This window comes from Geothrix edaphica, assembly GCF_030268045.1.
Lineage (GTDB): Bacteria > Acidobacteriota > Holophagae > Holophagales > Holophagaceae > Geothrix > Geothrix edaphica.
This window is the reverse complement of the sequence record NZ_BSDC01000001.1, coordinates 443,177-458,078: the sequence shown is the minus strand read 5'-3', so window position 1 is coordinate 458,078 and position 14,902 is coordinate 443,177. Positions and strand designations below refer to the sequence as shown.

At 68.7% G+C, this 14,902-nt stretch carries 13 protein-coding genes; 7 read left to right on the top strand and 6 right to left on the bottom strand.

Annotated elements, in window-relative coordinates; genetic code table 11:
- Positions 1-14 precede the first annotated feature (14 nt).
- The 5 genes from hydF (at position 15) to nuoE (ending at position 6,947) form a co-directional block, all read left to right on the top strand.
- Positions 15-1,235: a [FeFe] hydrogenase H-cluster maturation GTPase HydF gene (hydF, locus tag QSJ30_RS02095; protein ID WP_285606130.1), complete on the top strand. Its 1,221-nt coding sequence runs from the start codon at positions 15-17 to the stop codon at positions 1,233-1,235.
- Positions 1,228-2,310, top strand: a complete 1,083-nt coding sequence (hydE, locus tag QSJ30_RS02090) for a [FeFe] hydrogenase H-cluster radical SAM maturase HydE (RefSeq protein WP_285606129.1) — start codon at positions 1,228-1,230, stop codon at positions 2,308-2,310. The genes hydF and hydE overlap by 8 nt, the downstream gene beginning before the upstream one ends.
- A 126-nt stretch (positions 2,311-2,436) precedes the next feature.
- The gene (locus tag QSJ30_RS02085) at positions 2,437-4,614 is read left to right on the top strand and encodes an NADH-ubiquinone oxidoreductase-F iron-sulfur binding region domain-containing protein (protein WP_285606128.1); all 2,178 of its coding nucleotides are present in this window, start codon (positions 2,437-2,439) and stop codon (positions 4,612-4,614) included.
- A gap of 9 nt (positions 4,615-4,623) precedes the next feature.
- On the top strand, positions 4,624-6,387 hold the full coding sequence (locus QSJ30_RS02080; protein WP_285606127.1) for an NADH-dependent [FeFe] hydrogenase, group A6: 1,764 nt from the start codon (positions 4,624-4,626) through the stop codon (positions 6,385-6,387).
- Positions 6,384-6,947 (top strand): NADH-quinone oxidoreductase subunit NuoE, encoded by a 564-nt coding sequence (nuoE, locus tag QSJ30_RS02075; RefSeq protein WP_285606126.1) that lies wholly within the window; start codon positions 6,384-6,386, stop codon positions 6,945-6,947. Before QSJ30_RS02080 ends, nuoE begins: the two co-directional genes overlap by 4 nt.
- On the opposite strand, the gene QSJ30_RS02070 is transcribed toward nuoE, so the two are convergent.
- The 6 genes from QSJ30_RS02070 to typA all read right to left on the bottom strand — a co-directional run bounded on the left by QSJ30_RS02070 (position 6,899) and on the right by typA (position 13,153).
- Entirely contained in the window at positions 6,899-8,095 is a 1,197-nt protein-coding gene (locus QSJ30_RS02070; protein ID WP_285606125.1) for an MFS transporter, read from the bottom strand. The genes nuoE and QSJ30_RS02070 overlap by 49 nt on opposite strands.
- Positions 8,096-8,101: 6 nt before the next feature.
- On the bottom strand, positions 8,102-8,953 hold the full coding sequence (gene rsmI / locus QSJ30_RS02065) for a 16S rRNA (cytidine(1402)-2'-O)-methyltransferase (protein WP_285606124.1): 852 nt from the start codon (positions 8,951-8,953) through the stop codon (positions 8,102-8,104).
- A gap of 65 nt (positions 8,954-9,018) precedes the next feature.
- Positions 9,019-9,534, bottom strand: a complete 516-nt coding sequence (locus tag QSJ30_RS02060) for a hypothetical protein (protein WP_285606123.1) — start codon at positions 9,532-9,534, stop codon at positions 9,019-9,021.
- A 130-nt stretch (positions 9,535-9,664) separates the two neighbouring features.
- Complete coding sequence (locus QSJ30_RS02055) at positions 9,665-10,501, bottom strand: hypothetical protein (protein WP_285606122.1); 837 nt, start codon at positions 10,499-10,501, stop codon at positions 9,665-9,667.
- A gap of 113 nt (positions 10,502-10,614) precedes the next feature.
- Entirely contained in the window at positions 10,615-11,310 is a 696-nt protein-coding gene (locus QSJ30_RS02050) for a YdcF family protein (protein WP_285606121.1), read from the bottom strand.
- Between the two features lie 16 nt (positions 11,311-11,326).
- Positions 11,327-13,153 (bottom strand): translational GTPase TypA, encoded by a 1,827-nt coding sequence (gene typA / locus QSJ30_RS02045; protein WP_285606120.1) that lies wholly within the window; start codon positions 13,151-13,153, stop codon positions 11,327-11,329.
- 143 nt (positions 13,154-13,296) lie between these two features.
- Here typA and QSJ30_RS02040 point away from each other — a divergent pair, with 143 nt between their 5' ends.
- Positions 13,297-14,538, top strand: coding sequence for a type IV pilus twitching motility protein PilT (locus QSJ30_RS02040; protein ID WP_285606119.1), 1,242 nt, complete (start codon positions 13,297-13,299; stop codon positions 14,536-14,538).
- A gap of 51 nt (positions 14,539-14,589) precedes the next feature.
- The gene (locus tag QSJ30_RS02035) at positions 14,590-14,865 is read left to right on the top strand and encodes an HU family DNA-binding protein (RefSeq protein ID WP_257305117.1); all 276 of its coding nucleotides are present in this window, start codon (positions 14,590-14,592) and stop codon (positions 14,863-14,865) included.
- Positions 14,866-14,902 lie beyond the last annotated feature (37 nt).

Below are 14,902 nucleotides of genomic sequence, written 5' to 3'. Positions count from 1 at the left end.
GCGCCGGGAATCCCATGCAGCCCACGCCCCGCACCCTCCGCCTCCACATCGGCCTCTTCGGGCGCCGCAACGTGGGGAAGTCCTCGCTGCTGAACGCCCTCACGCGCCAGCAGGTCTCCCTCGTCTCCGAGCAGGCGGGCACCACCACGGATCCGGTGGAGAAGCCCATGGAGCTGCTGCCGCTGGGCCCGGTGCTCTTCGTGGATACGGCCGGTCTGGATGACGAGGGTGCCCTCGGAGGTCAGCGCATGGCCCGCACCCGCGCCGTCCTCGAGCGGGTGGACCTGGCCCTCCTCGTGGCCGAGGCCGGGGCCTGGGGCCCTTTCGAGGACGCCCTCCTGGCCGAGCTGAAGCAGCGGGACATCCCCACCGTGGGGGTCCTGAACAAGGCGGATCTGGCGGCTCCCCTGGACTCGGGACGGGCCCGCATTGAGGCCCTGGGGACGCCCTGCGTGCCCGTCTCCGCCCGGAGCGGCGAGGGCCTGCCAGAGCTGAAGGAGGCCCTGCTCCGGGCTGCGCCCGGCGGATTCCTCGACTCCCGCCAGCTGCTCGCGGACCTGGTGCCCCCGGGCCAGGTGGCGATCCTGGTGATGCCCATCGATTCGGAGGCCCCGAAGGGACGCCTCATCCTGCCCCAGGTCATGGCCATCCGCGACCTGCTGGACGGCCACAGTCTGGCCCTGGTGGTGCAGGAGCGCGAGCTGCCGGCGGCGCTGGAGGGGCTGAAGCGCCCCCCGGCCCTGGTCATCACCGACTCCCAGGCCTTCCAGGGCGTCGCTGCGCAGGTCCCCGCCGAGGTTCCCCTCACCTCCTTCAGCATCCTGCTGAGCCGCTTCCATGGCGACCTGCGGGCCCAGGTGCGCGGCACCGCCGCCATCGACCGCCTCCGCGGCGGCGACCGCGTCCTGGTGGCCGAAGGTTGCACCCATCACCCCGGTGACGAGGACATCGGCCGCGTGAAGCTCCCCCGCTGGCTCGAGGCCCGGGTGGGAGCGCCGCTGCGCTTCGAGCACATCCAGGGGCGGGACTTTCCCATGGATCTCGCGCGCTACGCCCTGGTGGTGCACTGCGGCAACTGCATGGGCAACCGCCGCGAGATGCTGTCCCGCATCCAGCGCTGCGAGGAGGCCGGGGTTCCCATCACCAACTACGGGCTGGCCATCGCCTGCGCCAAGGGCATCCTCGACCGCGCGCTGCGCCCCTTCCCGGAAGCCCTGGAGGCCCTGCATGGCTGACCTCGACCAGGGCCGCGTGAAGGCCTGGCTCCGGGAAGAGGACCCCGCCGCCCTCGAGCGCCTCTGGGCCGAGGCGGATGCGGTGCGCCGGGCCCGGGTCGGCGACGAGGTCCACCTGCGCGGCCTCATCGAAGCCTCCAGCTTCTGCGTGCGTGCATGCCACTACTGCGGGCTGCGGGCCCCCGCCCGGGGCCTGGACCGCTACCGCATGACGGGGGAGGAGATCCTCGACGCGGCCCGGGAGGCCCACCGCCTCGGCTACGGCAGCGTGGTCATCCAGGCCGGAGAGGACCCGGGCCTCGACCGGGCCCTCATCGCAGAGGCGGTGCGGGCCATCAAGGCCGACACGCCCCTGGCCGTCACGCTTTCCCTGGGGGAGCGGAGCGACGGGGACCTGGCCGCCTGGAGGGCCGCGGGCGCGGATCGCTACCTGCTGCGCTTCGAGACCGGCGACCCGGAGCTGTACCACCTCATCCATCCGGACCTGCCGGGCCGGCCCAGCGACCGCCTGGCCCAGCTCCGCCGCATGCGGGACATGGGCTACGAGATCGGCACCGGCGTGATGGTGGGCATTCCGGGCCAGACCTGGGACATCCTCGCCGCCGACCTGCTCCGCTTCCGCGAATTCGACATGGACATGCTCGGGATCGGCCCCTTCCTGCCCAGCCCCCGGACGCCCATGGGCGGGCCGGATGCCCCGTCCTACCTGGCTCTGCGGGATCAGGTCCCCAACGACGAGCTCACCACCCTCAAGGCCGTGGCCCTGACGCGCCGGCTCTGCCCCGAGGCCAACATCCCCGGCACCACCGCCCTCGCCACCCTCGACCGCGCTCAGGGGCGCGAGCTGGCGCTGAGGCGCGGGGCCAACGTGCTGATGCCCAATGTGACGCCCGTGGGCTATCGCGTCCGCTACGAGATCTACCCCGGCAAGGCCTGCGTGGGCGAGACGGCCGCGGCCTGCCAGGGCTGCCTGGAGACCCGCCTCCGCGCCCTGGGAAGGCAGATCGGCAGGGGCCCTGGAGGCCGCCTCAGAACAGAGTGTAAAGATTTAGCCGGATGTGACTTCCATCACTGATCTATAGGTCATCAATGAGCAGACTCCCTGTGCAGCTGATGGCCGGTCCGCGGTGCTGGGTCCCTCCTCTCCGCCGTCCTCCACATCTTTGAATCCACCCGTCCCCAGCGGGTGGCAGGAGAGTTCATGCCTCTTCCCGTGAGCGACTTCTACCGGTCCCTGGCGGACCGTGCCGTCCGGACCCTGGCCGACAGGGACCTGGAGAACCGGATCCTCATCCAGGTCGGGTCCGCCACCTGCGAGCACGCGGCGGGATCACAGGCGGTGGCCGAGGAGTTCATCCGGCACATCCGGGCCTCCGGGCGGAAGGACATCGTCATCCACCGCACCGGCTGCACGGGCCGCTGCTCGCGCGAGCCCATCCTCGGCGTGCGCCTGCCCGGCCAGCTGCCCGTCAAGTACGAGCGGGTGGACCGCGACCTGGTCCACCGCATCTTCACCGAGCACATCCAGGGCGGCGTGCCGGTGATGAAGCACGTGCTGGATCATGACGGTGAGGCGCTGCCCGAGCGCGAGTTCCTGTTCTGCGAAGGGGACCGCTGCCAGAAGGGCGGCGTGGACCTCCGCGCCCGGTTCCTGGAGCTGCTCGAGGAACACGGCGTCGAGCCTCACCGGGTGGGCGTGGCGACCACCAGCTGCTTCGGGGCCTGCGGGCTAGCGGGCTCCGCCGCCACCTACCTCCTGGCCCGCCCCGAGAAGATCCTCTATCGCGTGACCTCGGAAGCTGATCTGGAGGACATCCTCCAGGAGCACGTCCTCCAAGGCCAGGTGGTCGCCCGCCTGCGGGTGCAGGAGGAGCCCATCGCCCTGGAGTTCCTGGAGCGCTATGGGGATGTGGCGTTCTTCAACCGCCAGAGCCGAATCGCCCTGCGGAATGCGGGCGTCGTCGATCCCGAGAACCTCGACGAATACCTCGGCTTCGACGGCTTCAAGGCCCTGGCCACCACCCTGGAACGCCGCGAGCCCGACTGGGTGATCTCCGAACTGACCAAGGCCCGGCTCCGAGGCCGCGGCGGCGGCGGCTTCCTGACGGCCACCAAGTGGACCCTGGCGCGCCAGCAGGCCGACACCACCCGCTTCATCATCTGCAACGGCGACGAGGGCGACCCGGGCGCCTTCATGGACCGCTCCATGCTCGAGAGCGACCCCTTCAACATCGTCGAGGGCATGATCATCGGCGGCTTCGCCATCGGCGCGCAGAAGGGGTTCTTCTACATCCGGGCCGAGTACCCGCTGGCCATCAAGCGCATCGAGCAGGCCATCGCCGCCTGCCGGGCCCAGGGGCTGCTCGGCAGGGACATCATGGGCTCCGGCTTCGACTTCGACCTGGAGATCCGGCTCGGCGCAGGCGCCTTCGTCTGCGGCGAGGAGACGGCCCTCATCCGCTCCATCGAAGGCGAGCGCGGCCAGCCGAAGGTGCGCCCGCCCTACCCCACGGATCGCGGCCTGTGGGGCCACCCCACGGTGATCAACAATGTGGAGACCTTCGCCAATGTCTCCGCCATCCTGCGCTACGGCGGCGACTGGTATTCCCGCATCGGCACCCCGAAGAGCGGCGGGACCAAGGTCTTCGCCCTGGCGGGCAAGGTGCGGCACACGGGCCTGGTGGAAGTGCCCCTGGGCACCACGCTCTCCCGCGTGGTGAACGACATCGGCGGCGGCGTCTCCGGCGGCAGGCAGCTCAAGGCCATCCAGACCGGCGGCCCCGCGGGCGGCTTCATCCCCGCGGCCATGCAGGGCATGGAGGTGGACTTCGAGCCGCTGCAGAAGGCCGGCTCCATCATGGGCTCCGGCGGCATGATCGTCCTGAGCGAGGACGACTGCATGGTCGACATCGCGAAGTTCTACATGGCCTTCAGCCAGGAGGAGAGCTGCGGGAAGTGCACGCCCTGCCGGGAGGGCACCACGCGCATCCTCGAGATCCTGGAGCGCATCACCCTGGGCAAGGGAGAGCTGGCCGACCTGGACAAGCTCGAGCGCCTGTCCCGCCTCTGCCAGCGCACCAGCCTCTGCGGCCTGGGCCGCGCCGCGCCGAACCCCGTGCTCTCCAGCCTCAAGCACTTCCGGGAGGAGTTCCTGGCCCACATCCAGGACAAGCACTGCCCCGCGAAGAAGTGCGTGGCCCTGATCCGCTACGAGATCAATCCGGAGAAGTGCATCGGCTGCACCATCTGCGCCCGGAACTGCCCCGTGGAGTGCATCTCCGGCGCCCGCAAGGAGGCCCATGGGATCGATCAGGCCGCCTGCATCAAGTGCGGCAATTGCTTCGATGTCTGCAAGTTCGCCGCCATTGATCGGGTGTAGGAGCGCGCCATGTCCCAGATGATCAGCCTCAAGATCGACGGCGAGCCCATCCTCGTCCCGGCCGGCACCACGGTCATGGACGCGGCGGAAACGCTCGGCATCCACATCCCCCGCCTCTGCTACCACCCTGAGCTCAGCCTCGAGGGCAGCTGCCGGGTCTGCGTGGTGCAGGTGGAGGGCTTCGACCACTGCCTGGCCTCCTGCGCCACCACGGCCTGGGAGGGCATGGAGGTCCAGACCAACAGCCCCGTCATCCGCGAGGCCCGCCGTGACATCGTGGAGCTGCTGCTGGACAACCACCCCAAGGACTGCCAGACCTGCGACCGCGACGGCATCTGCGAGCTGCAGAACCTGGCCTACCGCATGGGCGTGCGCGAGCGGCACTTTGAGGGCAGACGGAAGCAGTTCCCCATCGACGACGCGGGGGCCTCCGTGGTGCGCAATGCGGAGAAGTGCATCCTCTGCGGCCGCTGCATCCGCGTCTGCGGCGAGGTGCAGTGCGTGTTCAACCTCAGCCAGCACGGCCGGGGCTTCACCACCGTGGTGGGCCCCGCCAACCTGGCGCCCATGGACGAGAGCGCCTGCATCCAGTGCGGCCAGTGCGTGAGCGTGTGCCCCACCGCCGCCTTCCTCGAACAGGACCACACCGAGCGCGTCTGGAAGGCGCTCGGGTTCCCCCGGACGGAAAAGCATGTCGTGGTCACCACCGCGCCCGCCATCCGGGCCGCCCTCGGCGAGGCCTTCGGCCTGCCCATGGGCACTCCGGTCACCGGGAAGATGGTCACGGCCCTGCGCCGCATGGGCTTCGACGCCATCTTCGATGTCAACTTCAGCGCCGACCTCACCATCATGGAAGAGGCCCACGAGCTGCTGAAGCGCCTGGAGGGCGGCGGCCCCCTGCCCCTGCTCACCTCCTGCAGCCCCGGGTGGGTGAGCTTCCTGGAGAAGTTCTATCCCGAGCTGATTCCCCACATGTCGAGCTGCAAGAGCCCGATGCAGATGCAGTCCACCCTCATCAAGACCTACTACGCGCAGCAGAAGGGGCTGGATCCCAAGGACATCTATGTGGTGTCCGTCATGCCCTGCGTGGCCAAGAAGTTCGAGGCCGCCCGCCCCGAGCATGTGCTCGACGGGTGCCCCACCACGGACGCGGTCATCACCACCCGCGAGCTGGCCCAGATGATCAAGTCCTACGGCATCGACTTCACCCGCCTGCCGGACAGCGACTTCGACCACCCGCTGGGAACCTCGTCGGGCGCCGGCGACATCTTCGGCGCCACCGGCGGCGTGATGGAGGCCGCCCTGCGCACGGCGGCCTTCAAGCTGACCGGGAAGAACCTCGGCAACCTGGAGCTGACCGAAGTCCGCGGCGTCACCGGCGAGATCCGGGAGGCCTCTGTGACCCTGGCCGGGAGGACCCTGAATGTGGCCGTGGCCAACGGCCTCCAGAATGCCAAGGTCCTCCTGGAGGCCGTGCAGCGCGGCGAGAAGGACTACCACCTCATCGAGATCATGGCCTGTCCCGGCGGCTGCATCTGCGGAGGCGGCCAGCCCTACCCGCCCATCGGCACCTACACCATGAACCACGACCTGGCCCGGGCCCGCGCCAAGGCCCTCTACAGCATCGATTCCGCCAAGACCCTGCGCTGCAGCCACGACAACCCCGATGTGCAGAAGCTCTACGCCGACTTCCTCGGCGAGCCCCTCAGCCACCGGGCCCACGAGCTGCTCCACACCCACTACACCGCCCGCACGCCCCGGGGGATCCGATGAACGGCTGCTGCCCCTGCTCCACCGACAACTGGCCCGAACTGGAGCGCGGCTACCGCGCCATGCTGCCCGAGGACATCCTCGCCTTCATCGATGCCCACCGGCACCAGGAGCGCAGCGAGAGCATGCTCATCGCCACGCTCCACCAGGTGCAGGCCCACTTCGGGCACCTGGGCCCCGGCCACCTCGAAGCCGTGGCCCAGCTCATGCAGATCCCCCTGGCCAAGGTCACGGGGGTCGCCACCTTCTACCACTACTTCCGGCTCCAGCCCCGCGGCAGGTACCTCATCAACGTCTGCCTCGGCACGGCCTGCTATGTGAAGGGCGCGGAGAAGGTGGCCCAGAAGCTCCAGGACGAGCTGGGCATCCGCTTCGGCGAGACCAGCAAGGACGGCATCTTCAGCCTCGAGAGCACCCGCTGCGTCGGCACCTGCGGCCTGGCGCCCGTGGTGATGATCGGCGACGAGGTCCACGGCCCGCTCACGCCCAGCCTGGTCCCCGCCCTGCTGGAAAGCTACCTCGCCCGCGCCACCGAGGATCTGGTGGCCGATCCGTCCCGCTGAGCCAGGCGCATCTCCACCAAGCCGGTGCTCAGGGGCACCAGCAGCACGCCCGCCGCCAGCGCCACCACCCCATGCCAGCCCGCGAGGTGGTAGGCATGGCCGCTGAGCGTGATGCCCGCCGTCCCGCCCAGATAGTAGAACAGGGTGTAGAAGGCATTGGCGCGGCCGCGGCCGGTGCTGAGCTTGCGGTTCAGGGCGCCGGCCGCCGACGCGTGGATGGTGAAGAAGCCCGCGCAGACCAGGGCCAGGGCCAGCGCCATGGCCCAGCCCTGCGGGATTAGGGTGACCGCGAGGCCCGCCCCGAACACCAGGGAGCCGACCACCATGGCCGCGCCGTTGCCGATGCGGTTGCTGAGGCGCCCCGCCAGGGGCCCCGCCACCACGCCCACGATGTAGGACAGGTAGAGCAGGGTCACGGCCCGGGTGGACCAGTGGAAGGGCGCCCCGTGCAGGTAGAAGGGCATGTAGTTGAAGACAGACGAGAACACGAAGAAGCCGCCGGCGCTCACGCAGTAGATGCGGAACAGATCGTGCCGGAACAGCACATCGCGGAAGCGCACGCCTTCGGCCTGACGCGCCTTCTCGTGATCCTCCACCGGCAACCCCACGTAGGCCGCCAGGGTGGCCGCCAGCAGCAGAGCCGCGGCCACCAGGAAGGCCCAGCGCCAATGGCCGGGAGGAAAGACGAAGCCGCCCAGCAGGCGGCCCGACAGCCCACCCACCACCGTGGCGGAGACATAGGAGCCCATCACCACGTTGAGCCGCTCGGCCGGCATCACCTTCGCCAGGTAGGCGGCCAGGCAGGTGGTGAGGGCCGGCACGAAGAGCCCCTGGACGAACCGGGCCCCCACCAGCAGCGGCAGCGTCGGTGCCAGGGCCGAGACCACGCCCGCCGCGGCCACCACCAACCCGCCCGTCAGCAGGATGGGCCGGATGGCCATGCGGTCGGCCAGGGCGCCGAAGGGCAGGTTCGCCAGGGCGATGCCCAGCACCACGGCCGATACCGTCAGCGAAGCCGTGCCCTCGCCCACGCCGAAAGTCTGGCGCAGCACGGGGAGCACGGGTTGGGGGATGTAGACCGTGGTGAACACCGCACTGACCAGCGCGAAGACCAGCCATTGCAGGCGGGACAGCGGGTCGCGGGGCATGGGCCGTCAGACCTCGGTGGCCATGCGGTAGAGCTCGGAGGCGGACACGCCCAGGTGCTTGGCCAGGGGCTTCACGGCTTCGCGGAGGGTCATGCCGCCTTCCCGGGCGGCGGCGAGGTAGGCCTTGGCCCAGTCCGGCAGCGTGCCCCCTTCCAGCGCGGCGGTGGATTCGGTGACCAGCCGCTTGGCCCCCGCCCCCGCCAGTACCAGCACCATCTCACCGCGGTCCTCCCGGCCCAGCTGCACCGTCACCTGGGCGGGCGTGCCGCGGTACCAGGTCTCGTGCAGCTTGGTCAGCTCCCGGCCCAGGGCGATCTCGCGATCCGGCAGGAGCTCCGCCAGATCGGAAAGAGTCTCGTGGATGCGGTGGGGCGTCTCGAAGACGACGACGGTCTCCTCCTCGGCGCCCAGCTTCTTCAGCAGGGTGCGCCGCGGCTCGCCGCGGTTGGGCAGGTAGCCCCAGAAGCTGAAGGCATGGCTGGGCAGGCCCGAGGCCACCACCGCCAGCAGCACGGCCGAGGCCCCCGGCAGCACGGTGACCTTCGCCCCGGCGGCCCGGGCGGCCCGGGCGATCTCGAAGCCGGGATCGTTGATGCCGGGCATCCCCGCGTCGCTGCAGTAGGCCACGGTGCGGCCCGAGGCCAGCTCCAGCCCGATGCGTTCGTAGGCCGCCGCTCCGGCGTGGTCGTCGAAGCGCAGCAGGGGTTTGTCGATGCCCAGGTGCTTGAGCAGGCCGCCCGTGCGGCGCGTGTCCTCGCAGGCCACCAGGTCGGCCGACCCCAGCGCCTCCTTCGCGCGGTCGGTGAGGTCGCCGAGGTTGCCGATGGGCGTGGGGACGAGGATCAGATGGCCAGCCATATCCATCCAGTCTGGCAGCCCCCACGGGAAGGCGGCACGGGGCATTCCTGGAACGGAGTCGGAACCTACTTCACCGCCCCCCAATCGTCGGCGGAGCTCTTGACGTTCTGGCAGAACTTGTCGATCTGCTCGCGCAGAAATGCCGATGTGATGGCGTGATTGTCCAGGACGCGATGGAGATAGAGCTTGTTCTGCTTCCGATTGAAGTAGAAGCAGGACGGATCCACATCCTCGTTGTCCTGGAGCAGAGCCAGCCACACGGAAGCTGGGAGGGCGGCCGGGTTGGCCGAGGTCGCCAGGTTGGCGTTCATCCCGAGCTTGGTCTGATCGGGGCTCAGCACCAGCTGCACGTAGTAGGTCCAGCTCTCCCGCTGGATCGCGATGAGGTACCCCTTGGAGAGCTTCTTCGGGGCGTAGCCCAGGCCATCGAGCAGCTGGAGCAGCGTGGCGTCCGTAAGGGATTGGCCGACGGCAGGGAGCGCCGGCTGGGGCGCCTCCTGGACGGGCGGGGCGGCCGGCAACTCGGCGGAACCTCCCAGAACCAGGGCTGCGCAAGCGATGGTGGCGATCCAGCGGTTCATGAACCCTCCCTTGGGTGCCAGGTGATCCCCTCCTATCGGCACCGAGGAATCCAAGTTCAATTCAGCCACGGGCCGGGGTGGTTGACCCCGGCCCGGTCTCCCCCGTAGTCCCGACCGGGGCCCGGAGTCCCTACTTTGAAGGCGCCGGGGCCTTTGCGGCGGGCTTGGCCGTCCAGACCTTCCAGAACTCGGGGTCCGCGGCGATATCGTCGGCGGGCGGGTAGCTCATCTTTGGATCCACCGCCAGCAGCTGGGCGTCCTCCCGCAGAAAGCAGTCGGCGATGAACTTCGAAATGCCCTTGAGCTCCTCGGGGCCAGCGGATTTGGCCATCTTCTCGTCGTCGGCCATGGTGGCATCCGCATCCGCCAGGCTGTGCAGCGGCACCACCCAGAGGAAGGTGGGATTGGCGGTACCGGCCACGGCCTGGTACACGCCCCACCGGGGCTTCAGGCCGGCCTTCTCATAGAGTTCGGCGTATTTCTTCGCGCCGGCCGTGAACTCGGCGTCATGGCCCGGCTTCACCTGGATCGTGGAGGTCCAGTAGAAGCGGGGCGCCATGTTCCCGATCTCGCGGCTGAGGTCCGCGCGCAGCACATAGGCCACGCTGCTGTAGTTCGTGATGTAATCGGCATCCTTCAGAGCCAAGGCCTCGACCTGTGCCTTGAGGGCGGGGTTCTTCTCCATGTAGGCCTGCTGCGCCTCCATCCCGGCCAGGGAGTCGTAGAACCACACCCATGTGGCCTGGTTCGCGCCGACCACCGGCACCAGGCCCAGGTAGTGGTAGGGGCTCTTCGCCTGGACAAAGACCTTGGACCAGGCGAACTCGTTCTTCTGGTGGGCCGCCTCCCGGCCGGGTTTCACGTCCTCCACGCCGATGCGCAGGACCTTGGGCCAGCTCGGGACCGGCGGCTCGCCGGCCACCAGGGTGGCGCCGAGGGAGAGGCAAAGCAGGATTCGCGTATCCATAGGCTCCTCCTTGAGTGAGGCCCCTGAGGCTACGCCGATTCGGACAGGAATATGATCTGTTTTTTAAGACCTGACGTATGTAGCTACATGATGTTCAGGCTTGCGGCCTGGATTCATGTCACCCGCTCCAGCTGCCGCTCGCTGCGGATCAACCGGCTGTAGAGCAGGCCGGTGTGGTACCAGTGCAGGAAGAAGGCCTCGACGGCGGCCCGCCGCCACCAGGCCAGGCTGCCTGAGGCCGGGAGGCAACCGGGGGCGGCGCTGCAGCGCACCTCCAGGCCCAGGCCCAGGGCCGTGGCGCGGGCGCGGGCCAGGTGCAGGGGGTCGGAGACCAGCAGCAGCGTGCGCCAGCCTTCGGCGCGCAGGTGGGTTCGCACGTTGAAGAGGTTCTCCAGGGTGTGCTGGCTGCGGTCCTCCAGCAGGATGTTCTCCAGGGGGACCCCCCGGGCCAGCAGCCAGTCCCGCCCGGCCTCGGCCTCGCTGCGGGTGGCGCTTCCGGTGGTGCCGCCGGACACGAAAATCCGGGGCGCGAGGCCCTGCCGCCACAGCTTTTCAGCATGGGCCAGCCGGGCCTCGAACACGGGGGTGAGACAGTCTCCCTCCAGCCGCCGCCCCAGCACCAGGATGGCGTCCGCCGGTTCGAGCGGGTCGCCCTCGGCACCCCTCAGCACCTGCGGCAGTCTGAACCCCACCGGCACCAGCAGCAGCCCCAGCGCGGAGGCCAGGGCCAGGCCCAGCGAAGACGCCCCGCCGGGACCAAGCTTCTGCAGGAAGCTGGCGCGGGGCGGGGCGTGGAAGGTCTTGGGCACGGGCTGGCTCAGGCCATCAGGCGTCGGACCGCTTTTCCGACTTCTTCCGTTCGTTGGTGTCCAGCACGCGCTTGCGCATGCGGATGAAGTTGGGCGTGACTTCCACCAGCTCGTCGCTCTCGATGTACTCCAGGGCCTGCTCCAGGGTGTGCTCCCGGGGCGGGGTGATGCGGGTGGCCTCGTCGCTGCCGCTGGAGCGCATGTTCGACAGCTTCTTGGCCTTGGCCACATTCACCACCAGGTCGTTCTCGCGGGCGTGCTCACCCACGATCATGCCCTCGTAGCACTTGGTCCCGGGCTGGATGAAGATGACGCCGCGCTCCTCCAGGTTCATGAGGGCGAAGCCCACGGCCTCGCACTGGTCCATGCTGATGAGCACGCCGTTCTTGCGGCCCACCAGGTCGCCCTTGTGGGGGCCGTAGTGGCTGAAGAGGCTGTGGATGAGGCCTTCGCCCCGGGTGTCGGTCATGAACTCGTTGCGGAACCCGATCAGGCCGCGGCTGGGGATCTTGAAGTGCAGGCGCAGGCGGCCGCCCTCGTTGCCCATGTCCTGCATCTCGGCCTTGCGGTTGCCCATGTGCTCCATGGTCACGCCCATGTAGGCCTCGGGGATGTCGATGGTCACGTCCTCGTAGGGTTCCAGCTTCTCGCCTGTGACGGGATCGATGTGCAGGATCACCTCCGGACGGCTCACGCAGAGCTCGAAGCCCTCGCGGCGCATGGTCTCGATGAGCACCGAGAGGTGCAGCTCGCCGCGGCCGCTCACCTTGAAGGAATCGGGGCTGTCCGTGTCCTCCACGCGCAGGGCCACGTTGTGCTGGAGCTCCTTCTGGAGGCGCTCGCGGATGCGGCGGCTCTGGATGAGCTTGCCGTCCTGGCCGGCGAAAGGCCCGGCATTCACCATGAACATCATGGAGATGGTGGGCTCGTCGATGTCCACGTACTCGAGGGCCACGGGAGTGGACGCGTCGGCGATGGTCTCGCCCACCCGGATGTCCGCGATGCCCGCGATGGCCACGATCTCGCCGGCGCTGGCTTCCGTCTGCTGGATGCGGGACAGGCCCTCGAAGCCGTAGAGCTGGGTGACCTTGTGCTGCTGGATGCTGCCGTCGCGCTTCACCAGGCCGACCGTCTCGCCCACCTTGATGCGGCCGTTGACGATGCGGCCGATGCCGATCTGGCCGACGAAATCACTCCAGTCCATGAGGGTCACGAGCATCTGGAGGGGCGCGTCGGGTCTCCCGGTGGGATGGGGGCAGTGCTTCACGATGGTGTCGAAGAGGGGATCCAGGCTGTCGCTGGCCTCGTTCATGTCCAGCATGGCGTAGCCCAGCTTGGCGCTGGCGAAGACGCAGGGGAAGTCCAGCTGCTCCTCGGTGGCGCCCAGCTCGATGAGCAGGTCGAAGACCTGGTCCTGGGACCACACGGGGCGGGCGCCGGGGCGGTCCACCTTGTTGATGACCACGATGGGCCGCAGGCCCAGGGCCAGGGCCTTGCGGGTGACGAACTTGGTCTGGGGCATGGGGCCGTCGAAGGCGTCCACCACCAGCAGCACGGAATCCACCATGCTCAGGACGCGCTCCACCTCGCCGCCGAAGTCGGCGTGGCCGGGGGTGTCCACGATGTTGAAGCGGTAGCCGCCCCAGTGCAGGGAGGTCGTCTTGGCCAGGATGGTGATGCCGCGCTCGCGCTCCTGGTCGTTGCTGTCCATGGCCCGTTCCTGGACCCGCTGGTTGTCCCGGAACATGTGCGCGCCCTTGAACAGGGCGTCCACGAGGGTGGTCTTGCCATGGTCGACGTGGGCGATGATGGCGATGTTGCGGATCTTCTCGAGGGGGGTCATCTTGCTCCCGGGCAGCCCGGGCACAAGCCAGGCAGAACCTTCGATTTTACCAGATGCTGGGCCGATTTCCGAGCATTGATTGCAACCCCTTCCATTGTCGCGCCAGAGGTCTAAGATAAGCCCACTCTCACCGGGGGAACCCCATGCATATCAACGAACTGCTCACCGTGGTCTGCGAGCAGGGCGCCAGCGACCTCCACCTCAAGGTCGGCAACCACCCCATCGCCCGCATCAAGGGGAAACTCACGCCCATGACGCAGTTCAAGCGCCTGGTGCAGGAGGACACCATCGCCATGGCCTACGCCATCATGGCCAGCGACAAGCAGAAGGTGAAGTTCAAGGAGAACCTGGACCTCGACATCGCCTATTCGGTGCCCAGCCTGGGCCGCTTCCGCTGCAACATCTTCAACCAGCGCGGCACGGTGGGCCTGGTGCTCCGCGTGATCCCGCGGAAGATCTACACCATCGACGACCTGATGCTCCCCAAGGTGCTGAAGAATATCTGCCAGGAGCAGCGCGGCCTCGTGCTGGTGACGGGCACCACAGGCTCGGGCAAGTCCACGACCCTCGCCGCGATGATCGACCTCATCAACGCCACCCGGTCCGAGCACATCCTCACCATCGAGGACCCCATCGAGTACCTGCACCGGGACAACCTCAGCATCGTGAACCAGCGCGAGGTGGAGGCGGACTGCAAGACCTTCGCCACGGCGCTGCGCGCCGCCCTCCGCCAGGATCCCGACGTGATCCTCGTGGGCGAGATGCGCGACCTGGAGACCATCGAGACGGCGCTGCACGCCGCCGAGACCGGCCACCTGGTCTTCAGCACCCTGCACACCCTGGACGCCACCGAGACCATCAACCGCGTGATCTCCGTGTTCCCGCCCCACCACCAGAAGCAGATCCGCCTCCAGATGGCGGCCGTGCTCAAGGGCATCATCTCCCAGCGCCTGGTGCCCCGGGCCGACGGCCAGGGCCGCGTCCCGGCCGTGGAGGTCATGGTGGCCACAGAGACCGTCCGCACCTGCATCGAGGACAAGGACAAGACCAAGATGCTGAAGGACGTCATCGCCCAGGGCACTGCCCAGTACGGCATGCAGACCTTCGACCAGAGCCTCTACTTCCTGCTCAAGCAGGGACTCATCACCGAAGAGGAGGCCCTGCTCCGCGCCACCAACGTGGGCGAGTTCAAGCTGCGCCTCGAAGGCGTGATGGGCTCCTCCGACATGGCCAAGGCCAACATGGAACGCAGCATGTCCATCGCCCAGGGCAGCGGCCGGGAAGGCGGGGGAGGCCAGACACCCCCCCAGGTCCACCCCCCCGCTCCGGGCATGCCCATGGCCATGCCCCCGTCCACGGACGTGAAAATCACCCTGGCACGCTAGCCGCTCTTGCCCTTATCCTGGCTCTCCCACTCCCAAGGCCCGAGGTCGCCGATGATCAAGATCGACATCGCCAATTCGCTGATGAAAGTCCACCCCTGCTCCCGCGCCACCGCCCTCCAGGTGGTGGACCTCCTCACGGAGCGCCTCAAGGACGCCCTCCTGAACGGCCACCGCATCGAGATCCGCGGCTTCGGCGTCTTCGAGCCCCGCCCCCGCAAGCGCGGCATGGGCCGCAACATCAAGACCGGCGCCAGCGTCCAGATCCCCAAGGGCAAGAGCATCCGCTTCAAGCCGGGGAAGGACCTGCGGGAGATCGAGGTCGCGTAGCCCGCGCGCAACGCTCGCGCGTTGCGCGGTGGAATAG